Annotated in this window: 25 protein-coding genes; 10 read left to right on the top strand and 15 right to left on the bottom strand. The window is 69.0% G+C overall.

Annotated features, from left to right (window positions below):
- Positions 1-50: 50 nt before the first annotated feature.
- A complete protein-coding gene (locus AC5RVV_RS11800; RefSeq protein ID WP_494001574.1) occupies positions 51-716 on the bottom strand; it encodes a TetR/AcrR family transcriptional regulator in 666 nt (221 codons plus the stop codon).
- A 114-nt stretch (positions 717-830) separates the two neighbouring features.
- Here AC5RVV_RS11800 and AC5RVV_RS11795 point away from each other — a divergent pair, with 114 nt between their 5' ends.
- Positions 831-1,835: a universal stress protein gene (locus tag AC5RVV_RS11795; protein WP_494001573.1), complete on the top strand. Its 1,005-nt coding sequence runs from the start codon at positions 831-833 to the stop codon at positions 1,833-1,835.
- On the opposite strand, the gene AC5RVV_RS11790 is transcribed toward AC5RVV_RS11795, so the two are convergent.
- The 3 genes from AC5RVV_RS11790 to AC5RVV_RS11780 form a co-directional block, all read right to left on the bottom strand.
- Complete coding sequence (locus tag AC5RVV_RS11790) at positions 1,819-2,157, bottom strand: GYD domain-containing protein (protein WP_494001572.1); 339 nt, start codon at positions 2,155-2,157, stop codon at positions 1,819-1,821. The two genes, AC5RVV_RS11795 and AC5RVV_RS11790, sit on opposite strands and share 17 nt — an antisense overlap.
- A gap of 54 nt (positions 2,158-2,211) precedes the next feature.
- Entirely contained in the window at positions 2,212-3,783 is a 1,572-nt protein-coding gene (locus tag AC5RVV_RS11785) for an FAD-dependent monooxygenase (RefSeq protein WP_494001571.1), read from the bottom strand.
- An 81-nt stretch (positions 3,784-3,864) separates the two neighbouring features.
- A complete protein-coding gene (locus tag AC5RVV_RS11780; RefSeq protein WP_494001570.1) occupies positions 3,865-4,257 on the bottom strand; it encodes a MerR family transcriptional regulator in 393 nt (130 codons plus the stop codon).
- 170 nt (positions 4,258-4,427) lie between these two features.
- On the opposite strand from AC5RVV_RS11780, the gene AC5RVV_RS11775 reads away from it, so the two are divergent.
- From AC5RVV_RS11775 to galK, 4 genes are all read left to right on the top strand, one after another.
- Positions 4,428-5,945, top strand: coding sequence for a SulP family inorganic anion transporter (locus tag AC5RVV_RS11775; protein WP_494001569.1), 1,518 nt, complete (start codon positions 4,428-4,430; stop codon positions 5,943-5,945).
- 193 nt (positions 5,946-6,138) lie between these two features.
- Positions 6,139-6,516 carry a TraR/DksA family transcriptional regulator gene (locus AC5RVV_RS11770; protein ID WP_494001568.1) on the top strand — a complete coding sequence of 126 codons (378 nt, stop codon included), beginning with the start codon at positions 6,139-6,141 and terminating at the stop codon, positions 6,514-6,516.
- Between the two features lie 76 nt (positions 6,517-6,592).
- A complete protein-coding gene (gene galT, locus AC5RVV_RS11765; RefSeq protein ID WP_494001877.1) occupies positions 6,593-7,774 on the top strand; it encodes a galactose-1-phosphate uridylyltransferase in 1,182 nt (393 codons plus the stop codon).
- A complete protein-coding gene (gene galK / locus AC5RVV_RS11760) occupies positions 7,771-8,976 on the top strand; it encodes a galactokinase (RefSeq protein WP_494001567.1) in 1,206 nt (401 codons plus the stop codon). Before galT ends, galK begins: the two co-directional genes overlap by 4 nt.
- 8 nt (positions 8,977-8,984) lie before the next feature.
- On the opposite strand, the gene AC5RVV_RS11755 is transcribed toward galK, so the two are convergent.
- A complete protein-coding gene (locus tag AC5RVV_RS11755; protein WP_494001566.1) occupies positions 8,985-9,614 on the bottom strand; it encodes a prepilin peptidase in 630 nt (209 codons plus the stop codon).
- 213 nt (positions 9,615-9,827) lie between these two features.
- Between AC5RVV_RS11755 and AC5RVV_RS11750 the strand changes: the two genes are divergently transcribed.
- Positions 9,828-10,598, top strand: coding sequence for a response regulator transcription factor (locus tag AC5RVV_RS11750; RefSeq protein WP_494001565.1), 771 nt, complete (start codon positions 9,828-9,830; stop codon positions 10,596-10,598).
- On the opposite strand, the gene AC5RVV_RS11745 is transcribed toward AC5RVV_RS11750, so the two are convergent.
- The 4 genes from AC5RVV_RS11745 to AC5RVV_RS11730 form a co-directional block, all read right to left on the bottom strand.
- On the bottom strand, positions 10,549-10,980 hold the full coding sequence (locus AC5RVV_RS11745; protein ID WP_494001564.1) for an Hpt domain-containing protein: 432 nt from the start codon (positions 10,978-10,980) through the stop codon (positions 10,549-10,551). The two genes, AC5RVV_RS11750 and AC5RVV_RS11745, sit on opposite strands and share 50 nt — an antisense overlap.
- A gap of 178 nt (positions 10,981-11,158) precedes the next feature.
- Complete coding sequence (locus AC5RVV_RS11740; RefSeq protein ID WP_494001563.1) at positions 11,159-12,040, bottom strand: type II secretion system F family protein; 882 nt, start codon at positions 12,038-12,040, stop codon at positions 11,159-11,161.
- Positions 12,041-12,070: 30 nt separating this feature from the next.
- On the bottom strand, positions 12,071-13,006 hold the full coding sequence (locus tag AC5RVV_RS11735) for a type II secretion system F family protein (protein WP_494001562.1): 936 nt from the start codon (positions 13,004-13,006) through the stop codon (positions 12,071-12,073).
- Positions 13,003-14,367 carry a TadA family conjugal transfer-associated ATPase gene (locus AC5RVV_RS11730; RefSeq protein ID WP_494001876.1) on the bottom strand — a complete coding sequence of 455 codons (1,365 nt, stop codon included), beginning with the start codon at positions 14,365-14,367 and terminating at the stop codon, positions 13,003-13,005. Before AC5RVV_RS11730 ends, AC5RVV_RS11735 begins: the two co-directional genes overlap by 4 nt.
- Between AC5RVV_RS11730 and AC5RVV_RS11725 the strand changes: the two genes are divergently transcribed.
- Positions 14,249-14,569 carry a hypothetical protein gene (locus AC5RVV_RS11725; protein WP_494001888.1) on the top strand — a complete coding sequence of 107 codons (321 nt, stop codon included), beginning with the start codon at positions 14,249-14,251 and terminating at the stop codon, positions 14,567-14,569. The two genes, AC5RVV_RS11730 and AC5RVV_RS11725, sit on opposite strands and share 119 nt — an antisense overlap.
- A gap of 22 nt (positions 14,570-14,591) precedes the next feature.
- On the opposite strand, the gene AC5RVV_RS11720 is transcribed toward AC5RVV_RS11725, so the two are convergent.
- The 6 genes from AC5RVV_RS11720 to AC5RVV_RS11695 form a co-directional block, all read right to left on the bottom strand.
- Positions 14,592-15,785, bottom strand: coding sequence for a CpaE/TadZ family protein (locus tag AC5RVV_RS11720; RefSeq protein ID WP_494001561.1), 1,194 nt, complete (start codon positions 15,783-15,785; stop codon positions 14,592-14,594).
- Entirely contained in the window at positions 15,782-16,498 is a 717-nt protein-coding gene (cpaB, locus tag AC5RVV_RS11715; protein ID WP_494001560.1) for a Flp pilus assembly protein CpaB, read from the bottom strand. The genes AC5RVV_RS11720 and cpaB overlap by 4 nt, the downstream gene beginning before the upstream one ends.
- An 11-nt stretch (positions 16,499-16,509) precedes the next feature.
- On the bottom strand, positions 16,510-17,538 hold the full coding sequence (locus AC5RVV_RS11710) for a pilus assembly protein TadG-related protein (protein WP_494001559.1): 1,029 nt from the start codon (positions 17,536-17,538) through the stop codon (positions 16,510-16,512).
- The gene (locus AC5RVV_RS11705; RefSeq protein ID WP_494001558.1) at positions 17,526-17,930 is read right to left on the bottom strand and encodes a TadE/TadG family type IV pilus assembly protein; all 405 of its coding nucleotides are present in this window, start codon (positions 17,928-17,930) and stop codon (positions 17,526-17,528) included. The genes AC5RVV_RS11710 and AC5RVV_RS11705 overlap by 13 nt, the downstream gene beginning before the upstream one ends.
- Positions 17,931-18,020: 90 nt before the next feature.
- The gene (locus tag AC5RVV_RS11700) at positions 18,021-18,248 is read right to left on the bottom strand and encodes a Flp family type IVb pilin (RefSeq protein WP_494001557.1); all 228 of its coding nucleotides are present in this window, start codon (positions 18,246-18,248) and stop codon (positions 18,021-18,023) included.
- Positions 18,249-18,784: 536 nt separating this feature from the next.
- Positions 18,785-19,483, bottom strand: a complete 699-nt coding sequence (locus AC5RVV_RS11695) for a TetR/AcrR family transcriptional regulator C-terminal domain-containing protein (protein WP_494001556.1) — start codon at positions 19,481-19,483, stop codon at positions 18,785-18,787.
- Positions 19,484-19,695: 212 nt separating this feature from the next.
- On the opposite strand from AC5RVV_RS11695, the gene AC5RVV_RS11690 reads away from it, so the two are divergent.
- Genes AC5RVV_RS11690 through AC5RVV_RS11680 form a run of 3 tightly spaced genes read left to right on the top strand, consistent with a single transcriptional unit; the run spans position 19,696 to position 23,563 of the window.
- Positions 19,696-21,093: a flavin monoamine oxidase family protein gene (locus AC5RVV_RS11690; protein ID WP_494001555.1), complete on the top strand. Its 1,398-nt coding sequence runs from the start codon at positions 19,696-19,698 to the stop codon at positions 21,091-21,093.
- Between the two features lie 2 nt (positions 21,094-21,095).
- Positions 21,096-22,019 (top strand): universal stress protein, encoded by a 924-nt coding sequence (locus AC5RVV_RS11685; RefSeq protein WP_494001554.1) that lies wholly within the window; start codon positions 21,096-21,098, stop codon positions 22,017-22,019.
- A 2-nt stretch (positions 22,020-22,021) separates the two neighbouring features.
- Positions 22,022-23,563 carry an APC family permease gene (locus tag AC5RVV_RS11680; RefSeq protein WP_494001875.1) on the top strand — a complete coding sequence of 514 codons (1,542 nt, stop codon included), beginning with the start codon at positions 22,022-22,024 and terminating at the stop codon, positions 23,561-23,563.
- The last annotated feature ends 43 nt before the right edge of the window (positions 23,564-23,606 follow it).

Below are 23,606 nucleotides of genomic sequence, written 5' to 3'. Positions count from 1 at the left end.
TGGAAGGAACAAGGGTGCGCGGGGCGCGGACGGGACAGAGACGCGGCGGGTCAGGAACCGGGCGGGTCCGTCACATACATCAGGTAGGCGTCGAGCAGGTCGCGGGTGGTCATCAGGCCCTGCGTGTAGAGTTCCACGTTGGCCAGGCCGTGCCGGTCCAGGTAGCCGCGCATGATGGCGGAAAAATCGGTGGGATCCTCCGGCGGGTGAAGCGTCAGGTCCAGCAGCATGGCACCGAATCCCTGGATGGTCAGATAGCGGGCGCGCGCCTTCTCGTCGACGGACGGGTGGATGGTGCCGGCGGCGACGCCTTCGGCCAGCCAGGCCTCGGCGTCGGCGGCGAAGTGCTCGATGAAGGACTCGGCCAGCTCGCCGCCGGACTGCAGGCTCCGCAAGGCGTAGCCGACCAGCGGCGCCGTTTCCTCCAGCTCCGCCATGGCCGCCAGCAGTTCCGTCGGCGAGCCGGAGTGGACTGCCTGTTGCTTGTACGCGCCGATTTTGGCCAACACGTACTCGTCGCAGGCCGTCCGCAGACCGTCCTTGGAACCGAAATGGTGCAGGATCAGCGCCGGGCTGACCCCTGCCGCGTCCGCAATGGCGCGGACACCCACCCGGAAACCCCGGCTGCCGAACAGTACGACCGCGGTGTCCCGGACCCGGGCACGGGCGGTGAGATCACTAGGTGCGGCAGCCTGCGGCGGCGCTGCTGAACGCATGTTCAGCAGTCTAAACCTGTGTTCAGCCGACGGCAATGGTTTCGTGACGCGCCGTCCGCCGTCGGAGCCCGCTGCCCCTACTCAGCCGCGCGGCCGTCCCCTAGGGTGGAAGGCATGGAAGAGGTCGTCCTGGTGGGATTCGACGGCTCGGAAACCAGCGCCCGGGCGCTGGACTGGGGGTTGTTCGAGGCCCAGTCCCGCGGATGGCCGGTGCGGCTGGTCACCGTCGTTTCAACCGCGGGCGTGGACGATCCGCAGGTGGACCACCAGTATCTGGCCACCGCCCGGCGCGGCGGCGAAGGGGTGCTCCAGGCGGCGCTTGACCGCGCCGGAGCGTTGGGGCTTCAGGCCGAAGGGCACGTGGTGGCCGGGGACCCGAGCGAAGTGCTGGTGGACGAATCTGCTTCCGCCGGACTGGCCGTGGTGGGCAAGCGCGGCCGCGGCGGCTTTGCGGGACGGCTGCTGGGCAGTGTCTCCTCGGGCCTGGCGGCCCACGCCGCCTGCCCCACGGTGGTAGTGCCGCAGCGCTGGAAACCGGGCGCGACGGCCGCCGAACTCTCCCCGGATGCCGCCGCCCAACTGCCCGGCGGACCGGTGCCCTGGCTGCTGCCGTCGCCGCGGGAGGGGTCGGACCGGGGGCTGCATCCGCCGGATGCCTCCGAAAAGTTCAGCTACGCGGGGCAGGTGGTGGTCGGCGTCGACCAGTCGGGCAGTGCGAATCCCGCCCTGTGGGCGGCGGCCGAGATAGCCAGCCGCCGTGCCGTCCCGCTGCGGATGCTTTCGTCCCGGGCGCCCTTCTACCGCGATTCGGTCTGGCTGGACCACGCCGAGGGTGCCCACCGGTTCCGCGAGGAGGTCGCCGCGGAGCTGGACGGCCCGCTGCGGGAGGTCCGCGGCAGCTACCCGGACCTGGATGCGAGCTGGAACTTCTATCTGTCCAAACCTGCCGAAGTCCTGGTCCACGCCACCCGCACGGCCCAGCTGATGGTCTTGGGGACGCGCGGCCATGGCGGATTTCCGGGCCTGTTGCTGGGCTCGGTCAGCCAGGCGGTGCTGCACCACGGCCTCTGCCCCATGATGGTGGTGCCCAAGGGTGTGGTCGTCAGCCGGACCCCGTGACGCCGGGAGCCCGGTAACGGACTTCGCCGGCCATGCGCAGGGCGTCGATGGTCTCGTCGATGGTCATCAGCACGGTTGTTTCGAAGGAGCTCAGCGCACCGCCTCCGCTGATGGCCAAGGCGACGGCGGCCATGGAGACGTTATTCGGGGCCTCCCACACGCTGTAGCCGTCGTGCGCGCCGAAGGCGTACCAGAAGCCGTGCAATTTCCCGCCAACGGATTCGATGTAGGCCTTGGCCGCCTTCCCCCGGTCCTCCGGGTTGTTGATCATCCTGGCCCAGGTCTCCGGGGTGTAGCTGAACTTCGAGAGATACAGCACCATCGGCTTTCCTTCCGAACGTGTCCGGCCCCGGATGGGCGCGGAGCAGGCGTTGGCTTACACCTTGGCGGAACGGCGTCCCCGCCGCAGCGCCTGGGTAAACGTGGCCACGGCATGGCTGGGCAGGGACTGCGCCGCCACGAACCCGTCGGGGCGCACCAGATACAGCTGGTCCGGATCGAGCTTCTTGTTCCCGTTGCGCGGCAGCACGTGCATCGGCAGCCCCAGCGCTGCCTCCACATGATTGACGACGACGGCGCCCGGGTCGCCGTACGAGTGCACCTGCCACTGAAGGCTGCGCAGGACGTCTAAGTTGCTGCCGGTGTACGGCAGCCGCCGTCCCACGACGCGGCCCCGCCGACCGCGGGCCGCTTCCCTGGCGCCCGGGGCCATCCAGTAATGGATCCGGGTCTGCGATAGATAACCGAACACTCGGGAGGCACCGGAGGACCGCGGCACCACCCGCGCCGCCACGGGAATGAGGAACGGCAGCACCGACCTCCGGGCGGCGAGCGCCCACGGCGCCGTCGACGTGATGAAGGCGAACACCCGGTCCGTGCTTTGCAGCAGCCGCACCGCCACCGGCCGCCGTTCGGCCTCGTATCGGTCCAGGTAGGAGTCCGCGGCCCGGCCGGCGAGGACATCGGCGAACTTAAAGGCCAGGTTGTGGGCGTCCTGCAGCCCGGTGTTCATGCCCTGGGCACCGACGGGGGAATGGACGTGGGCCGCATCCCCGGCGAGGAAGACCGGCCCGTCGCGGAACCGGGCGGCGATCCGGTGGTGCACGCGGTAGGTGGAGAACCAGTTCGAGGCGCCGTAGCGGACGCCGAACTTCTGAACCAGGCGCTCCCGGAGGGACTCCTCGGAGACGTCCGCCCCGCTGTCGTTGTCCCGCCCCTGGAAGCCGCCTTCGGGATCACGGACCACGCCGATCAGCCGGAGGTGGTCCGGCCCGCTCATGGGAAAGGCCAGCAGGAACTCGTCCACGCCCGCGCGGATATTGACCACGTCGCCGAAGAGGCCCCGGACCTCGGTGGCGTCGTTGACAAAGAAGGTGTGCGGACTGGTGGAGCCCTCAAACCCGATGCCGCGGCTGGTCCGCACGGTCGACGAGGCGCCGTCCGTTCCCACGCAGTAGCGGGCGCGGACCGTCGCCTTGCCCGCGGGGCCGGTCAGCTGCGCCGTGACGGGGTGGTCCGGGTGGCTGCCGCCCGCGACGTCCAGGGCGGCAACGCGGCACTCCCACAGCACCTCGCCGCCGAGTGCGTGCAGGTTCTTGAGCAGCAGCTCCTCGTTCTTGCTTTGTTCGTAGAACATGATGCCCGGGAAGGGTGTGATCCCGCGGCCCATCCGGCCCAGCGGGACCCTGCCGCGCGGCTTCGTGCCGAACCCGATGACCACCGCTTCGGCGAGGACGCCTTCGGCCATCACGGTGTCGGCGACGCCCAGCTGGTCGTAGATTTCCATGCTGCGCGCCTGCACCCCGAGGGCCCGGGATTCCCTCGTGGGGCCCGACTTGCCGTCCGCGATGATGTGGTCGACGCCCAGCTTCGCCAGCCAGTTGGCGAGCATCAGCCCGGTGGGACCTGCCCCGACAATCAGCACATCGGTTTGGAGTTCGGCTGCCATGGCGGTACCTCCTCCTCCGAGGTTACCGCTGCCCCGGGAGCAGCGGCAGGGGGGAGGGGTCCGAACGGGCGGGACCGGCGGTCACCGCCCGCGCAGGTCGCTGATGAACTCGTCCGCCCGGGTCAGGTTCAGGGCGAGCTTGTTGCGTTTTTCGTCGGCGCGCCCGATGTAGTCCTGCAAGAGTTTGCGTTCGGCTGGATGGACGGCGCCGTCGGCTAAAACGTCGATGATGTCCAGGAGCTCGGCCATCTCCTCCAGCGTGAAGCCAAGCGGTTTCATGGAGCGGATGATCAGCAAACGGTCCAGATCCGACTGGGTATAGACCCGGAAGCCGCCCTCGGTGCGCGTGGTGGCCGGCAGCAGCCCGATGTCGTCGTAGTGGCGGATGGTCCGCAGCGACAGGCCTGTGGCCTCCGCGAGTTCGCCGATGTGCATCGTGCGCGTGCCCGACGCGGTACTTTCGGCCTTGCTCATGGTCCATCCCTCCCGTGGTCACCCGGTTACAACTCTACCCTTACGTTAGGTTAGGGTTGTAACCGATATCGACGTTCTTGTCCGTCGACTACTTCCCCGCGCATCGCCGCGCCCCCAGACTTTAGATGTACGCGAAGGCCTGCCGCCTTCAGGATGCGAATGGAGCCCCCATGCCCACGACAACCGCCGCTGCCCGGCCTGAGCTGACTCCCGAGGAGCGCCAGTCCGTGCTGCGCACCCTCAAGTCGCCGCGGCTGCTGAAGACGGAAGTGCTCGGCGGTTTGGTGGTCGCGCTGGCCCTGATCCCCGAGGCCATCGCGTTCTCCATCATCGCCGGGGTGGACCCGCGCGTCGGGCTGTTCGCCTCCTTCACCATGGCTGTCTCGATCGCGTTCCTGGGCGGCCGCCCGGCGATGATTTCAGCTGCCACCGGCGCGGTGGCGCTGGTGATTGCCCCGCTGGTGGAAAGCCACGGCCTCGACTACCTGGTGGCGGCGGTCATCCTGGCCGGCGTGTTCCAGGTGCTGCTGGCGGCGCTTGGCGTCGCCAAGCTGATGCGGTTCATTCCGCGGCAGGTGATGGTGGGGTTCGTCAACGCGCTGGCCATCCTGATCTTCATGGCGCAGGTGCCTGAACTGCTGGGCGTTCCGTGGCTGGTGTACCCGCTGACCGCGCTGGCGCTGGCGATTGTTTTCGGTCTTCCGAAGCTGACCAACGCGGTTCCCGCGCCCTTGGTCGCCATCGTGGTGCTGACGCTGATCACGGTGTTCGCCTCGGTTGCGGTGCCGACCGTGGGCGACAAGGGCGAGCTGCCGGACAGCCTGCCCGCGTTGTTCTTCCCGGCAGTACCGCTGACCCTGGAAACCCTGAAGGTTATCTTCCCGTATGCCTTGGCGATGGCGTTCGTGGGGCTGCTCGAATCGCTGATGACGGCCAAGCTGGTCGACGACGTCACGGACACCCGCTCCAACAAGACCCGCGAGTCCTTGGGCCAGGGCGCCGCGAACATCATCACCGGCTTCTTCGGGGGCATGGGCGGCTGCGCGATGATCGGCCAGACCATGATCAACGTGAAGGCCTCCGGAGCCCGCACCCGCCTCTCCACCTTCCTCGCCGGCCTGTTCCTGCTCATCCTCGTGGTGGTTCTCGGCGACATCGTGGCGCTGATCCCGATGGCGGCCCTGGTGGCCGTGATGGTCTTCGTGTCCTGGGCGACGTTCGACTGGCACAGCATCAAACCCTCGACCCTGAAGATGATGCCGAAGAGCGAGACCGCGGTCATGCTCGTCACCGTCATCGCCACCGTCGCCACGAACAACCTGGCCATCGGCGTCGGGCTCGGCGTGCTGACCGCCATGGTGCTGTTCGCCAACCGGGTATCGCACCTGGTGACCGTCGAGCGGACGGTGCTGGAACTGAACGGCGAGGAGACAGCCACCTACGTGGTCGACGGCGAGCTCTTCTTCGTGTCCTCGAACGACCTCTACACCCAGTTCCAGTACGCACTGGACCCGGACAAGGTCATCATCGACATGCACGCCTCGCACCTGTGGGACGCCTCGACCGTGGCGGCACTGGACGCGATCACCGAGAAGTACCGCGCCCACGGCAAGGACGTGCGGATCATCGGGCTGAACTCGGCCAGTGTGGCCATGCGGGAGCGGATGGCCGGCAAGCTCAACGGCTGACCGGCTGACCGGATAACGGCTGACGGGGCCGGCTGACCGGCTGACCCGGCCCGGCCGCCACCGGCTGACCGGACCGCCGCCGCGGCGGGGAGTGTCCCGTGACAGGCGTCCACCCCATGTACCGCGGCAACGGCGTATTCTAGGGGCACCCTGGTCCGGACCTGCCGGACCGTCCGGCCGACGGGAGGCACAGATGAGCGAGAGCTTGACCCACGACGATGTGGAGCACTTCGCCGCGCTGCTGGACGCCCGCGAGGCGTCGGACCGCGCCCAGGTGGAGCGCCTCACGGTCGACATTGCCGAGGTCACCGCGGCGACCCGGGACGTCCCGGCCGACGACGAACACGACCCCGAGGGCTCCACGGCCACGCTGGAACGTGCGCGCGAAGTGGCGTTGCTGGCCAGCACGGAAAAGGCGCTGGCGGACATCGCCGCCGCCCGGGCCCGGCTCGCGGCCGGCACCTACGGGACGTGCGCCTCGTGCGGCAACCCCATCCCGCGCGAACGCCTGGAGATCCGGCCGGAAGCACAATTTTGCGTGACCTGTGCGGCGAAGCGGCGCCGTGCCTGAGCGAAGCACCGTGGATCGGGCCCAGCCCGGGGCGGGCACCGCCGTCGTTGTTCCGGGAGGAGACCCGGTCACCGCGGTGACCGCGACCCGTTTGGCGGACGGCCGGGAGTTGCTGTTTTTCGACGACGGCGCGCGGCCGGTTCCGCGGGATTCGCAGGACACCCGGGACCTGCCGGAGCGGCCGCCGGTGGGGGAGTTGCGCTACGACGTGCTGACGGGGGAGTGGGTGGCGCTGGCCGCGCACCGGCAGACCCGCACCTACCTGCCGCCGGCGGACGCGTGCCCGCTGTGCCCGAGCACGCCGGACTACGCCTCCGAAATCCCGGCGGCCGACTATGACGTGGCCGTGTTCGAGAACCGGTTTCCGTCGCTCGGGCCGGACCTGCTGGCAACGCCCGAGGACCCGGAGTGGGGCCGCGCCTACACCGCCGGCGGGCGCTGCGAGGTGGTCTCCTTCACCTCGGCGCACACCGGATCCTTCGCCGGGCTGGACACCCGCCGCGTGCGCACCGTGATCGACGCGTGGGCGCACCGGACCGCGGCGCTCAGCGCGACGGACGGGATTGCCCAGGTCTTCTGCTTCGAAAACCGCGGCGCCCAGATCGGCGTGACGCTGCACCATCCGCACGGTCAGATCTACGCCTACTCCTACCTGCCCCCGCGCGGGGCGGCCATGGCGGCGGCGGCCCGGAAACACTTCGAGGCCACCGGCGGGCGGCAGACGCTGACCGGGGCGGTGCTCGGCCGTGAGCGCTCCGACGGCTCCCGGATGGTTCTCGAAGGCGAACACTTCAGCGCCTACGTGCCGTTCGCCGCGCGCTGGCCGCTGGAGGTGCACCTGGTGCCGCACCGGCAGATCGCGGATCTCGCCGGGCTCACGGGCGCGGAGCGGGACGAACTGGCGGTGCTGTACCCGCAGCTGCTGGGCCGGTTCGACGCGCTCTACGACAGCCCGACCCCGTACATCGCCGCCTGGCACCAGGCGCCGGTCGCCCGGGCGCTGCGGGAAGCGGGCTACCTGCACCTGCAGCTGACCTCGCCGCGACGGGCCGCCGACAAGCTGAAGTACCTGGCGGGCTCCGAGGCAGCGATGGGCGCCTTCATCAACGACACCCTGCCGGAGCAGGTGGCCGCCGCGCTGCGGGAGGCGGATCCTGGCCGCATACCGGGTGCCGGCAGCGGCGGCCCGGGCGGGACACGCGCGGCGGACGAAGGGACTCGGGCCGCCGGCGGGGGCGCCGGCGGGGAGGCCCCGTGACCGCCGAAGCTTTGGCCGCACGCACCGCCGACGCCTTCGCCGCACGGTTCGGGCGCCGCCCGGACGGGGTCTGGGCAGGACCGGGACGGGCCAATCTGATCGGCGAACACACCGATTACAACGGCGGCTTCGTGCTGCCGTTCGCCATCGACAAGATCACGACGGCGGCGCTCGCCGTGCGCGGCGACCGCACCGTTCGGGTGGCCTCGGCGCTGCCGGGCGCCGAGGCGGTGGAGATCGGGCTGGACGATCTTGGCCCCGGCTCGGTTTCCGGTTGGTCGGCGTACCCGCTGGGCGTGGCCTGGGCGCTGGGGCAGGCGGGGGTACGCCTGCCCGGCTTCGACCTGCTGGTGGATTCGGACGTTCCGGTCGGCGCCGGCTTGTCCTCGTCCGCCGCGCTGGAATGCGCGGTAGCCCTCGGCCTGGCCGAACTGGTGGGAGGGCGGCGGGCGGATGCGGGGCCGGATAGGGCGGGGCCGGAGCTCGCGGGATTGGATCGGGCCGGGCTGGCTGCCGCCGGACGGCGCGCGGAGAACGAGGTGGTCGGCGCGCCCACCGGCATCATGGACCAGTACGCCTCCCTGTTCGGGGCGGCCGGGTCCGCGGTGTTTCTGGACTGCCGCAGCGAAGCCGTGGAACTGGTGCCGCTGGACCTCGAGGCTGCGGGCCTGGCCTGCCTGGTCATGGACACCAAGGTTTCGCACGCCCATGCCACCGGCGACTATGCCAGCCGCCGCGACTCCTGCAACCGGGCCGCGGAAGCCCTGGGCGTGCCGCTGCTGCGCGACGTACCGCTCGACCGGCTGCCGGAAGCTCAACGGCTGCTCGACGATGAGACCTTCCGCCGCGCCCGGCATATCGTTACCGAGAACGCGCGCGTGGTGGAGACCGTGGAATTGCTGCGCTCCGAGGGGCCCGCGGCCGTCGGCCGGTTGCTGGACGCCAGCCACGCTTCCATGCGCGATGACTTCGAAATTTCCTGTCCGGAGCTGGACCTGGCTGTAGAGACCGCTCAGGCGAACGGCGCCCTGGGTGCCCGCATGACCGGCGGGGGATTCGGCGGTTCCGCCGTCGCCCTGGTCCCGGCAAACGAGGTGGATGCGGTGCGGGATGCGGTCTTGCGGGCGTTCGCTTCGCGCGGCTTCCGGCAACCGGAAATGTTCACCGTCACTTCCGCGGACGCTGCCCGCCGGCTGTTGTAAGCCCGGGGCTATCCGGGCAGCGGGCCGGCCAGCGCGACCACGAGCGTGGCGGTGATCATGGACGGGCCAAATGGGATGTCCGAATCCCGCTTAAGCACGCGGGCCAGCATGAGCAGGATAATGGCCGCCGCGTTTAGCAGGAACGCCCCCAGCAGCACGGCCACCCAGGCCGCTACGCCGTCGTAGCCGGCATACAGGCCCACGACGGCAGCAAGCTTCACGTCTCCCATGCCGATGCCGCCGGGCTTGATTAAAGCCGCCAGCAGGTAGACGGCAAACATCGCCAGCGAGCCGAGCAGCCCGGCCATGACCGGCTGCCACGCGGAGCCCGTCAAGGCAGGCAGGAGCAGCAGTGCCACTGCCGTCCCCAGGAACGGAAGGACCACGCGATTCGGCAGCAACTTATGCCGCAGGTCAATCGCGGCCAGCAGCACGCCCAGGACGGCGAGAAGGCCGAAGGCGGGAAGCTCTGCGGCTTCCCGGGCCGGAGCCAGGAGGCCGCAGAGGATGCCCGTTGCGGCCGCCATCGGCCAGCGCCACGCGGCAGGAAGTACCGTGCGGTCCTCCCGGTGGGCGAGTGCAAAGACGCACCAGCCGGCCAGGGCTCCGAGCGCGGCAAGCAGGAGGGGTAACAGCACGGTCACCGGACCCGCTCACAGGCCACAGCCCTTGTTCCTTTAGGTCCCTCGGCTCCGTGGATCGTTGGTCACCCTTTCATCACATCACTGCCCGACATAGGCTCACAGTAGAAAGAATCGATTAACCTCTAGGAGTATCAGAGAATCGGGCTTCTGCAGAGGCCCGGATGGCCTTCGGGCAGCCCGACGCGGACCGCAGGGAGGAGATGCAGAATGAGTGACCCGGGTGCGGCCGTAGTGATTGAAGACGACGTGGACATCCGCAATCTTGTGAGCGCCGTCCTCCTGCAATCAGGATTCGACGTGCAGGCGGCCGCGAGCGGGCGGGAAGGGATCCATGCCGTGCGGCAACGGATCACCACCGTCGTCACCCTGGACATCTCGCTGCCGGACATCGACGGCTTCGAAGTGCTCCGGCGGATCCGCCAGTTCAGCAACTGCTACATCGTGATGCTCACCAGCAGGAACGAAGAACTCGACACGCTCACGGCGTTGCAGCTTGGCGCAGACGACTATATGACCAAACCGTTCCGTCCCCGCGAGCTGCGGGCCAGGATCCATGCGATGATGCGCCGGCCCCGCACCCCCCATCCGCTGGAAGCCATCCCGGCCAACGCACCGCCGCTGCCGGCGGCCCCGCCCGCCGACAGCAGAATCCTCGAGCACAATGGGCTCGTCCTCGATTCCGATCGCCGTACGGCGTCGCGCGAGGGTGAGGAATTGCGGCTGACCAGGAGCGAGTTCAACGTGCTCCAGGAGATGCTGCGCAGTTCGGGGGCGGTCCGCTCGAAGGCGGAGCTGGTCAAGGTAGTGCGCGGGGACTATTACCCCGAGGACGCCTATATCAGCGAAGCCGATGAGCGGGCGATCGAAGTCCACGTGGGCAATCTGCGGCGCAAACTGAAGGAAGATCCGCACCGCCCGCGCTGGCTCGTTACGGTGCGGGGAATCGGTTATCGGCTGGCGCCGGATCGCCAGGTGTAGCGGGTGCTCCTGGCTCGGCCCTCATGCCCTGCATTTCGCTCACCGTGGCCGCACCGCACTGCTGGATGAGACCAAGCAGGGCGGCTGCCTCTGCGAAATCCGCCGCACGAATATGAGCCTCCACCTCGCCGGCCAGCCAGGCCAGTCGGCTGGCACCCACCATCATCGAGGCGGTCTTCAGGCTGAGTGCTGCGTCCAAGGAATCGGTCCGGTCCTGGCTGTCCAACGCGGTCTCCAGGCAGCTAAACCGTTCCGGCCATGCCTCGGAAAAGTCCTGGACCAAGCCGCGGGCGATGCCGTGGTCGGCCAAACCGTCGCCGAGGTCCTCCACTACCGCGCGGTCAACCAGCGGCAGGACGTGGTGCTGGTCAGCGGCCATCATGGCAGGCGCCGCACGCGGCGGGTCCCGGCCGGGGCCGGCCCGGTCGGTGCACAGTGGGTGGATGGGATGGGCATGGTTCGAGACTACTTTCCGATGTCGGGCGGGTCTGCCGGTTTTCCGGTTTCTTTGGCTAATGTTGCGGGATTGCTGAGGATGCCGACGTGCCTGCCGGTCCTCGTCAGCCGCCCAGGGTGGCGATGATGTTCAGTGCCGCAGGGCCGAGCAGCGCGATAAAAAGCACCGGGAGTATGCAGAACATCAGCGGGAAGACTACCTTGACCGGGATCTGCATGGCCTTTTCCTCGGCGCGCTGGCGCCGCTTGACGCGCATTTCGGCCGCCTGCGTGCGGAGCACGCCGGAGACGGAAACGCCGTAAGCGTCCGCCTGGATGACGGCGCGAACGAACTGCTGCAGGTCGTTGGAGGTGGTCCTGCCGGCCAGCGAGTCGTAGGCCTCGCGGCGCGAGCGGCCCACCTGCATGTCCTGCAGGACGCGGATCAGTTCGGCGGCCAGCGGACCGGAACCGTTCGCTCCTACCCGGGCGACCGCCGCGTCAAAGCCCAGGCCGGCCTCCACGGCGATGGTCATTTGGTCCAACGTGTCCGGCAGTTCCTCGCTAATCGTTGCCTGGCGTTTCTGGCCCGCGCTGTGCAGCAGAAGATCAGGGAGGCAGTAGGCGACGACGGCGATGACGATGGCCAGTAGGACGCTGGACCCCTTGGATGCGGCTGCGACGTACAGGAGCCCGACTACAATGCCTGCCACGGCAAGTACGATCTTGGCGGCCATGAGCCGCTTCAGCGGCCAGGCCTCGGGACGTCCGGCCAGCGCCAGCTGGCGTTCCAAGCGCTGGGCAAAGGTTGCCGGCGTGAACCGGCTGGCCAGCGCCTCGAATCGGCGCCCGCGCTTACGTTTGACCGCGCGCGGCCCGGCCAGGCCACGGGACAGATTCGCCCGGATGGCCTCGTGCTGGGGATGCTTGCCGCCCAGCAGGGACCAGGCAAACAGCGGGAGCGACAGCACCAGGGCTGCGGCAGCCACCATGACAGTCAGCGGCATCGGCGGACTCCTTTACTTACGGTGCTGAACTTAGAACTTAAAGCTGACGACTTTGCGCATCCACAGCCCGCCCGCGACGAGCAGTGCTCCGGCCACGAACAGCAGGGAGAAACCCAGCGGGCTCTGGGTGAAACTGTCCAGGTAGCCGGGGCTGGACACGAACAGGAACCCGCTGAGGCCAAAGGGCAGGATCATCAGGACCAGGGCGGAGATCCGTCCTTCGGCGCTGAGCGCCTTGACCTGGCCCCGGATCTGGGAGCGCTCCCTGATCGTCTGGCCCACTTGGTCCAGGACCTCGGCCAGGTTGCCACCTACCTCGCGGTGGATGTCGATGGCCTGGGCGACCCAGTGGAAGTCTTCGCTGCCCATCCTGTCGGCAGTATCGTGCAGCGATTCGCCGAGGTCTCGGCCCAGCCGCGTTTCGTTGACCACCCGACGCAGCTCTTCGGACGTCGGTGCCGCCGATTCTGCCGAAACCGCGTCCACGGCGCGCAGCAGGCTGTGGCCGGCACGCAGGCCGCTGGCCAGCAGCTGGAGCGTGTCGTCGAGCTGGTCGGCGAAGGCCGCCCGGCGCCGGCCGGCGCGGAAGACCAGGACCGCCTTGGCGACGGCCGGGGCCGCAACGGCCAGGAGCAGGCCGGCGGCGGGCCCGGCGAGCATAAGCCCGAGGGCCGCGCCGACCACGGCGCCGGACAAAACCAGGACCACCAGTTCCGCGGGGCTGAGCCTCAGCCCGGCGGCTTCGAGGGCGCCGGCCATCGCCGGGGCTTCCCGGCGGCGGGCCAGGAGCCGTTCGATGGTGGCGGTGGAACGGGCGGCCACGTCACTGAGCCGGGAGCCCTGTTCCGGGGCGCCACGGCGGGACGCCGAAAGCCGCAGGGACCGCGTGCCGAAGGCGGCCGACACCAGCAAGGCCAGCGAGCCGTAGCAACACAGCATTCCTATAACCAGGACCGCCGGGGTCATCGCGTCGCCGCCTGCGGGCGCAACGGGCCGGCGGCCGGCTCGAAGATGTCGGCCGGCAGGTCGATGCCCAGTTCCCGGAACCGGTCGGTAAACCGGGGACGAACCCCGGTTGGCATGGGTTTGCCCAGGAACCTGCCGCTGGCATCCACACCGGCGCTGTAGTCGAAGACGAAGGCGTCCTGCAGCGTCACGATGTCGCCTTCCATGCCCTGTACCTCGGTCACATGCGTTACCCGGCGGGTACCGTCGCGCAGGCGGGTCAACTGAACGATGACGTCCACCGCGGAGGCGATCTGTTCCCGGATCGCGCGCAGGGGCAGGTCCATCCCGGCCATCAGCACCAGGGTCTCCAGGCGCGCGATGGCGTCCCGGGGGGAGTTCGAATGCACCGTGGACAGCGATCCGTCGTGCCCGGTGTTCATGGCCTGGAGCATGTCCAGTGTTTCTCCGCCGCGGACCTCGCCCACCACGATCCGGTCCGGGCGCATGCGCAGCGAGTTGCGGACGAGGTCGCGGATGGTGATCGCGCCCTTGCCCTCGATGTTGCTCGGGCGGCTTTCCAGCCGGACCACGTGGTCCTGCTGCAGCTGCAGTTCTACGGCGTCTTCGATGGTGACGATGCGTTCGCCGGCCGGAATGAAGGAGGAGAGCACGTTGAGCAGCGTGGTCTTTCCGGTGCCGGTGCCGCCGGAGACGATGATGTTCAGCCGTGACCGGACGCAGGCGTCCAACAACGCGGCCATCTCCGGGGAGAGCGTGCCGAAACCAATGAGGTCCTGGACCTGGAAGGGGTCTGCGGCGAACTTCCGGATGGTCAGGGAGGACCCGTTGACTGCCAGCGGCGGGATGACCGCATTCACGCGCGAGCCGTCGGCCAGGCGGGCGTCAACGAGCGGCGACGATTCGTCGATCCGGCGGCCGACCCTGGACACGATGCGTTCAATGACCCGGCGCAGCTGGTCCTCGGACAGGAAGCGGGCCGAACTGCGCGAGAGCTTGCCCTTGTGCTCCACGTAGATCATGTCGGGTCCGTTCACCATGATTTCGGAGACGTCCGGATCCTCCAGCAGCGGCTGCAGCGGACCGTAGCCGAGCACGTCGTCGCTGACCTCACGGATCAGGCGCTGGCGCTCCAGGTGGCTGAGCGAATTTTCTTCTTCCTCGACCACCTTGGCAAGCTCCTGCTGCACCACGAGATGCAGCTTGTCCTCGTCCAGGGAAGCATCCAGCAGGCGTGATCCCATGCGTTCGAAGAGGACCGTGCTCGCACGTTCCTTCATCTTGGACAGGGCATCCTGGGCCGGGGGAAGGGCGGCCGGGGGAGCCGTGCGGCCGGCAGCGGCCGGCTGCGCCGCGGCCAGGGTGGACGAGGCAGTCGCCGGCGTCGCCGCCGTCGCCGTCGCCGCCGTCGCCGTCGTCGTCGTCGCCGTCGCCGTCGTCGTCGTCGCCGGAGCAGCGGATGCGGAAGCAGCCGGTGCCGGCGCGGTGGTGGCGGGGGCAGCGGGCGCGGCGGCATGGTGGCGGGCGGGGGGAGCTGTCGGGGCGGTGCCGTGCACTGCCTGAAGCCGTTGGGCAAGGTTCATGGCTATCCTCTTCGGTGACGACCGCGGCGCTTGAGCAGGCCGGCCGGGGCGGGGGCAAAGCGGTCCACCACCTTGTGCAAGGCGCGGGCCGCAGGATCGCGCGGGGCGCTTTCGAGCACCGGCACGCCTTGGTTGGTGGAAATCCGGACCGCGCGGGTGTCCGGGATGACGTCGTCGACTTTGCAGCCGAGGGTGGTCTCCGCATCGCGGCGGGTGAGCCCGTCGCGCGGATCCGCCCCGTTCAACACGATGTGGCGGGTGAGCGGTTCCATGCCCAGCTCGCGCAGGATTTCGAGCTCCTTTCGGAGCCCACGGATGCTGGGAACGTCCATGCCGCCCACGAAGATATAGTCCGTGGCGCGATCCAGCGCGGCCAGCGTGTGCTCCGACAGCCCCGGGGACGTGTCGATGATGACGTGCGCGTACTGTGCGGCCAACTGGTCGAGGAGCAGCGATACCTGCTCGCCGGTGACCTGGTCGGCATCGGCCGGGGACGGCGGTGCACACAGCGCATACAGCCCGCTGGGGTGCCGGGCCAGGAAAGACTTGAGCACAATGCTGTCCTTCTGTGCGTGCGGCTGCACGGCGTCGACCAGGGAATGTTCCGGCTCCAGGCAGAGCGCGCTGGCCACGTCGCCGAACTGCAGGTCCAGGTCGACGATGACGGTCTGCTGCTCCGAGGCGGCGGCCAGCCCGACGGCGAGGTTGGTCGCCACCGTGGTCTTCCCGGCGCCGCCCTTGGGCGAGACGACGGCGACGACGCGGCCGTTCGCGGCCTGGCCATCGGACGAGGGTACGCTGTGCCGCCGGTGGGTGGCGCTGCGTACCGCGCGGTGCAGCAGCGCGGCGATATCGCGGACATCGGCGCCGGGAGCCACGACGTCGCGGATGCCGGTGCGCATGGCGGCCAGCACGACGTCGGGGCTCGGCGCCGCGATCAGCAGCACCGAAATCTCGGGCCGCTGGGATTCGAATTCGGCCGCCAGGGCCAGCGCCTGACCGGTGGCCAGCCCGGGGCCAAGCACCACGGCATCCAGGAGCTGCGGGTTGGACAGCACGGCGAAGACATCGTTGGGTTCGGTGGGGAGGCCCGCGCCGTTCCACAGCTGGGTATGGCCGGCCAGGGAACCTACCGCGGCGGCGGCGAAGCGTTGTTCGAAGCCGGCGTCGGTGCCCACCAGTACGTAGCGGCTCATTCGTAGACCTCGTCGCTGTCCACCAGGCGCGTTCCCTTTTCGCTGGCGTCGGCCGGTTCCTTCGAGAGCCAGGTGCGGGCGTACTCCTGGGCGTACACGATCTTTTCGGCGTCCGGTGCCATGACCGCCAGGGTGACCAGCACGTTGTTCGCGGGGACGGTGGCATTGCCGGACTCGGCGGCAACCGCCACGCCCTGGACCCGGGTGACCAGGACCTTATGCAGCTCCAAGTGTGTGACGCCCTTGCCGTCGCCCGGGCCTTCCATGGAGATGAAGACGCCGACGGTGTCTCCGGCCTGCAACTGCCCGCCGACCACGCGTGCCGGCTCCAGGGAGATGGAGACCTCCTGCATGCCCTTCGGGACGGCCACGGTCCCCGGTTCCTGCAGGTCCGCGGGCGGGGCAAAGCGGGCGGCCAGCAGCTGTTCGCCGGCGAGCAGGTCGACGGTCGCGACCTGTCCGGCCAGCTTCTGCACGTCCGTTACCACCCCGGCCGCCGCGACCTTGGCCGGAACGAGCTCAGCCGCAACGTACGCGCCGAGCTCTTCGGCGGGCGTGCCGGCCGGCACATTCTCTGCGACCACCAGGACCTCCATCGTCTCGGTGCCGGCCAGGGCGCGCTGGTCGGCGCTGCCGATGTAGGCGAGGACCATCATGGTTCCGACGACGGCCATCAGCAGGGCCGCTATGGCCCCGATAATTCTCTTTTTCACCGACGGTGCTCCTAATGGACAAGCGTGACGAGGGAGGCGCCGAAGGTGTTGTTGGCGCCGCCGAAGATGAAGTCTTGTTCGCCGGCGTCGAGCGTCACGAACGTTTCGAACTCTCCGATGAGTGCCCGGCAGTTGCCGGTGCACTGGACGGAGGCCGGGCTGAGGTTGTTATGGGACGTGCTGCTGAAATTCCAGCCGGCGACCTTGAAGGCCGCGAACCCGATGACGTGGTACCAGCCACTCGTCCCCTGGCCGCCGACCTTGTCATACAGCGGCAACAGGACGGTGGTGCCGGCAATCTGCTGCAGCATGTTGGTCTGCTTGCAGGCGGACGGCACGTCGTTACCCGTATCGCTGGCGACTTCGGGATCGACCGGGAAGCCCGGAAGGCCGGTCGCGCCGAGGTTGATCTTGGCCTGGCACGGGCGGGCCGGATCCTGCTTCAGCCAGCCGAAGCCGCCCGGGATCGTATAGGCCGCGCCGGTGCTGCCCGGCACCGTTGAGCTGGAACATCCAGCCGTGTTGTTCAGCCCGTTCGGGTTGAATTCCACCCGCTGCAGGCCGCCGTCGAGCATGCCCAGGAACTGGCAATAGGAAATGGCGATGGGGAGGACGGATGTGCCGGCGACGGGGGCTCCCCAGCGGGCCCGGGATTCGGTGGTGATGGAGGCGGAGTCGCCGAGGCCGAGGATGGGCGCGAAGTGTTGGGCCAGGAAGTGGCCGTCGGAAGACCGGGTGGTGGTGGTGACGGTGGCGGTGGCGGCGGCAGGGTCCAGTTGGACGCTGGCGTTGGCCAGGCCGTCGTTCGCGTTCTGGCTCGCGAGCGAGGTGGCGAGGGCCGTGAAGTCCGCATCGCAGTGACCTGCCGCGCAGTTCTGGGCGACGGCCAGCGCGCCGGCGTCGGCGCCGTTCTTCAGTTGGGCGCGCTCGAAGTACAGGGCCCCGATGTCAAGGACGATCGCGGCCATGCCGAGCAGGACCGCCATGAAAAGTGCGGTGGTGACGGCGGTGGCGCCGCGTTCGTCGCTCAGACGCTGCACTGCATGACTCCTTTGCCGGTCAAGGTGATGCTGGCCCCGAAGAGGCCGGACAGAAAATTCATGGGGTAGGCCACGGTGACGGTGGCGACCGAGCCGGGCACACAGAAACCGGTGGCACTGGGGGAAACGGCGACGGTGACTTGCTCAGGTGCAATCCGCGGGTTTAGAGCCGGGGCTGAGGCGATCACTGCCGCCCGGGATTCCGCCGCGCTGGACGCCGTGCCGTTAATGGTCATGACGCGCGCGCCGTCCCGTGCAGCTGCGGTGAGCTGCATCTGGGCGTTGTAGACGCGTCCGAACTCGACGATCCCCAGCAGCAGCAACAACAGAACGGGCAAGACCAGGGCGAACTCGACGGCTGCCGCTCCGCGTTCCGATGTCATGCGCTTCATGTGTTGCTCTTTCACGGTTCGGTGGCTGGGACGGGAGGAAACCGTGCCTCCGTCCCAGCCACCCAGGAGGTGGATTTGTCCAATCCGGGATTAGCCTCCGGCCGGAGCGGTGCCGCCGGTGATGTTCAACTTGGTGCCGAGCGTGCCGAAGAAGTCACGCAGCTGAGGGCCGAAGATGGTCAGGCCGGCGATGAGGACGACGGCAATGAGGCCAACCATGAGGGCGTATTCGACGGCGGTGGCGCCGGTCTCCTCGCGCCGCAGGCGGTTCTTCACGGTGAAACCGAGGGTCTGGAGGGTGGCGATGATGGAAAGCATGAGAACTCCTGTGCGATTGAATCGCTGGCATTCTGGCCAGCGGCTGGCTGGCACCTCGCCAGCTCTTCAAGAAAATTAGCAAGCCGGAAGCCCCCAAACGGCTGGCTTTTGCCTATCCTGCGACACCTGCCGGGGAATGCTTCCCTGCATGGGTAAACGGTGCACTTTCGCTGCGGTTTAATGGTTTTTCCTGCGGAAAAGGCGGGCACGAAAGACGCCCCTTCCGCCCGCTCGGAAGTCCCGCTTCCGCTCGTCGAAAGGACCACCCGGCCGCCGCCGTCCCCTTGCCGGCTCCCGCAGGCCAACTATCCCCACGCACCATCGACTATTCGGATGACGCCCTTTTCGGGCCTGGAAGGGGCGTTATCTGACTTCTCGATCGTGGGCCGAGCGGGGCAGGGGGGGCAGGCGGAGCAGGCGCGCCGGGGATGAGGCTGGCGTGCCGGGGCAGGTGGAGCGGGCGTGCCGGGGCTGCAGCGGGCGTGCCGTGGCCAGGAACAGGCGTGCCGTGGCCAGGCGGAACAGGCGTGCCGGGGTCAGGCGGAGCGAGCGGCCTCGAGCTGCATCTCCAGGCCGGCGATCAGCGCCTCGAGGCCCAGCCGGAAGGCCGCGTCGGCAGCCGAGCCAGCGGGGCCGGCGTCCTGCGACCGCACGGCGGAGGTGAAGGCCGGGTTGGCCGCGGCGAGCTCGCCCGATTCGAAGATGTCTGCCGGCGCGGTCACGTCGAAGGCCGACCCGAAAATGAAGGACTCCAGGGCCACGATTGCCGGCACGACCTGCGGCTCCGGCCAGCCGGCCTTCAGGAAGCCGGCGGTAACGGCCTCGTACATGGCCAGCGTGTGCGGTGCGCCGGTGACGGGCAGCACCGCGATCACGGGAATCAGTGGGGCGTGGTGGGTGAAGGCGTCGCGGTAGGACCACGCCCAGCGACGCACCGCGTCCGCCCACTCCAGGTCGGAAAACACACTCACGTCCACGCCGGCCATCACATGGTCCTGAAGGAGCAGCAGGACGTCGTGCTTCGACGCCACGTGGTTGTAGAGCGCGGAGGGTGCCACCCCGAGGGTGCGCGCCAGGGCCGACATGGTGAGCCCCTCGTAGCCGCGCGATTCGATCAGGCCGAGCGCCGCCGTCGTCATCAGTTCCTTGGACAGCAGTTTCTGCACGGGGCGTCCGGCGGGGCGGTTCCCGTTCCGGACGGAGGCGTCCTCGCCGGCTGGGCGTGCTGTTACCACGGGCTCCCTCTTCCCTCGGCCGTGCGGGCCGCGGCGGTGCGGCCTGTAGGGCCATCCTACGCAACGCTTTCCGAACGTCCGTGGAGGCACCGGTTTCCAAAACGCTGTGGCACGGGTTACAGTGTTGACGCTAAATGAATGTCGTTCATTTAGCGGGCGGGGCCAGGTACCAAGCGGCCGGACCGCCACGGCACGAATGGGAGTTGAATACAGTGAGTAAGTTGAAGCGGGACGTAGTAGTCATCGGCGCCGGGCCCTCCGGGCTGACCGCGGCCTGGGACCTGAAGCGGGCGGGCATGTCCGTGGCCGTGTTGGAGGCGCGTGACCGCGTGGGCGGCCGGACCTGGACCGACGTGGTGGACGGAGCCATGCTCGAAATCGGCGGACAGTGGGTCTCACCGGACCAGACGGCCCTGCTGGAGCTGCTCGACGAGCTGGGGCTCGAGACTTACAGCCGCTACCGCGACGGCGAGAGCATCTACCTGGACCCCACGGGCGAAGCTAAGCGCTACACCGGCGCCATGTTCCCGGTCAGCGCCTCCACGGAGTCCGAGATGAACCGGCTGATCGGGCTGCTGGACGCCCTGGCCGGCGAGGTCGGCGCCGACGAACCGTGGGCGCACCCCAAGGCCCGCGAGTTGGACACCATCTCCTTCGACCAGTGGCTGCGCCAGCAGTCCGCGGACGAGGAAGCCTGCAACAACATCGGCCTGTTCGTGGCCGGCGGCATGCTGACCAAGCCGGCGCACTCGTTCTCGGTGCTGCAGGCGGTGCTGATGGCCGCGTCCGCCGGCTCGTTCAGCAACCTGGTCGACGACGAATTCATCCTGGACAAGCGCGTGGTGGGCGGCATGCAGGAGGTCTCCGTGCGCCTGGCCGCCGAACTGGGCGACGACGTCGTGCTCAACGCACCCGTGCGCGCGCTGCGCTGGAACGACGACGGCGTGACCGCCACCGCGGACGGCGTCACCGTGGAGGCCCGCTACGCCGTGATGGCCGTGCCGCCGAACCTGTATTCGCGTGTCTCCTACGACCCGCCGCTGCCGCGCCGGCAGCACCAGATGCACCAGCACCAGTCCCTGGGCCTGGTGATCAAGGTCCACGCCGTCTACGAAACGCCGTTCTGGCGGGCCGACGGCCTCTCGGGAACGTGCTTCGGCGCCAACTCGGTGGTCCAGGAGGTGTACGACAACACCAACCACGGCGACTCGCGCGGCACCCTGGTCGGCTTCGTGAGCGATGAGAAGGCAGACGCGATGTTCGAACTCAGCGCGGGGGAGCGCAAGGCCGCGATCCTCTCCGCAATCGCCGACTACCTGGGCCCGGCCGCGCTGGCCCCGGTGGTGTACTACGAGTCGGACTGGGGGTCAGAGGAATGGACCCGCGGCGCCTACGCCTCCAGTTACGATCTGGGCGGCCTGTCCCGCTACGGCAAGGACCAGTCGACCCCGGTCGGACCGATCCATTGGTCCTGTTCCGATCTGGCCGGCGCCGGCTACCAGCACGTGGACGGCGCAGTGCGGATGGGCCGCGCGACCGCCGCCCGCATCCTCGCGGCACACACGGCCGACGCCGGTGAGCTCATCCCTGCTGCCGGCCGGGAGGGCTAGGCATGCGGCGCTATGTTGTGGCCTACACCGCCACTGACAGCGGACGCGAGGCGGTCAACCTCGCGACGGCGCTGGCCCGCCGGCAGGGCGGCAGCCTCGACCTGGTCATGGTGCTGCCCGAATCCTCGCCCTACTCGGGCGCCTATCCGCGGCCCGAATCGGGCTTCGGCGGGATCCTCTCCGACCAGATCCGGCAGTGGCTGGCCGAGGGACTGGACCTGGTGCCCGACGACGTTCCGGCCCGCGCCCATGTTCGCCCCGCCGACTCCAACGCCGAGGGCCTGCTTGCCGCCGCCGAGGAATTCGGCGCGGCGCTGATCGTGATCGGTGCCGGACGCAACAGTGTTTTCCGCCGCTTCAGCGTCGGCACCGTCGCCAGCGGACTGCTCCACGCGTCCACGGTCCCCGTGGCATTGGCGCCGCGCGGCTACCGGCGCACCGACTCCGTCTCGCGGATCACGGTGGGCATCGGCAACCGGGCCGGGGCGGACGAGGTCATGCAGGTCGCCTTGAACGCCGGCCATCGGCGGGACCTGGACCTGCGGCTGCTCTCGCTGGTGCCGCTGGATTCCTCCGACGCGGACGCGGTGTCCCGCGCCGAAACCCACGTGAAGGACCGGCTGGCAGAGGCAGAAGCGGTGCTGCCCGGCCGGGTGACCGCCGGCGTCGCCGAGGGCCGCTCGATCGAAGACGCCATCGACGCGCTGGAGTGGGACGACGGCGAAGTGATGCTGATCGGCTCCAGCCGGCTGGCGCCGCACAACCGCCTGTTCCTCGGGGCGACGGCCAGCAAGGTGCTGCGCGCGCTGCCGGTGCCCATGGTGGTGGTCCCGCGCGGCTACCTGGGCGCCCCACAACTTACCGAAGATCCCGGCGAGCCCACGGGGCCTGAAAATTCCGACGGCGCCGGCCGCAAGGAGGCATGACCATGACCACTACCATCACCAAGCCCGGGCGCACCGCGGGCGGACTGAGCCGGAAGGGCCTGAAATCCGGTTCGGTCGGCCTGCTCGGCGCCGTCGTCATCGGCGTCTCCTGCATTGCCCCGGCGTACACGCTGACCGGGGCGCTCGGCCCCACCATCGCCGAGGTCGGCGTGCACCTGCCGGCGATTTTCCTGGTGGGCTTCATCCCGATGCTGCTGGTGGCCCTCGGCTACCGGGAACTGAACAACGCCATGCCGGATTCCGGCACGTCCTTCACCTGGGCCACCCGTGCCTTCGGCCCCTGGGTGGGCTGGATGGGCGGCTGGGGCCTGATCGCCGCAACGGTGATCGTGCTCTCCAACCTGGCAGCGGTGGCGGTCGACTTCTTCTACCTGATGCTCGCCCAGCTCACCGGCAACGCAGCGCTCGCCGACCTGACCAACAACCTGCCGCTGAACATCGCCACCACCTGGATCTTCATCGGCCTGGCCTGCTGGATCTCGTACCGGGGCATGGAAACCACCAAGACCTTCCAGTACGTGCTGGTGGCGTTCCAAGTCGTGGTGCTCGTGTGGTTCGCCGTGGCCGCCTTCGGCCACGTGGCGGGAGGGACGGCGTTCGACGCGCTGGAGATCTCGGCCGACTGGTTCAACCCGTTCGGCGTCGAATCCTTCTCGGCCTTCGCCGCCGGCATCTCACTGTCCATCTTCATCTTCTGGGGCTGGGACGTCACCCTCACCATGAACGAGGAGACGAAGGACCCGGAGAAGACGCCGGGCCGTGCCGCCGCGGCAACCATCATGGTCATCGTCGTGATCTACATGACCGTGGCACTGGCCGTGCTGGCCTACGCCGGCGTGGGCACCGAAGGCCTGGGCGCCGGCAACCCGGAGAACCAGGAGAGCATCTTCGCCACGCTCGCCGGCCCGGTGATGGGACCGTTCGCCATCCTGATGTCCCTGGCCGTGCTGAGCAGTTCGGCCGCGTCGCTGCAGTCCACCTTCGTCTCGCCCGCCCGGACCATGCTCGCCATGGGCCACTACCGGGCGCTGCCGGCCGGTTACGCCACGATCAGCCCGAGGTTCAAGTCGCCCAGCTACGCCACCGTCGCGGCCGCGGTGGCGGCCGGCGGCTTCTACACCGTCACCCGGATCATGTCCGAGAACGCGCTGTGGGACACCATCACCGCGCTGGGCATGATGATCTGCTTCTACTACGGCGTCACCGCCCTGGCGTGCGTCTGGTACTTCCGGGCCGATGCCTTCGCCTCGCTGCGCGGCTTCGGGCTCAAGTTCCTGGCGCCGCTGCTGGGAGGGGTCATCCTGCTGGTGATGTTCGTGCAGACGGCCGTGGACTCGATGGATCCTGCCTACGGTTCCGGTTCTTCGATCGGCGGCCTGGGCCTGGTATTCGTGCTCGGCTGCGGCGTGATCCTGCTCGGGGCGGTGCTGATGGTGCTCATGTACCGGCGCAACCCGGAGTTCTTCCGCGGCGCCACCCTGCGCCAGGGAGTGGCAGCCGACGACGTGGCGGACCGCGGCTGACCGAAGAGGACGGCCGTCCTCCGGGAACCGTCGACGGCGGTGC

Source organism: Arthrobacter sp. MDT2-34-1 (genome assembly GCF_059091365.1).
This window is presented reverse-complemented; position numbering and strand designations above follow the sequence as displayed.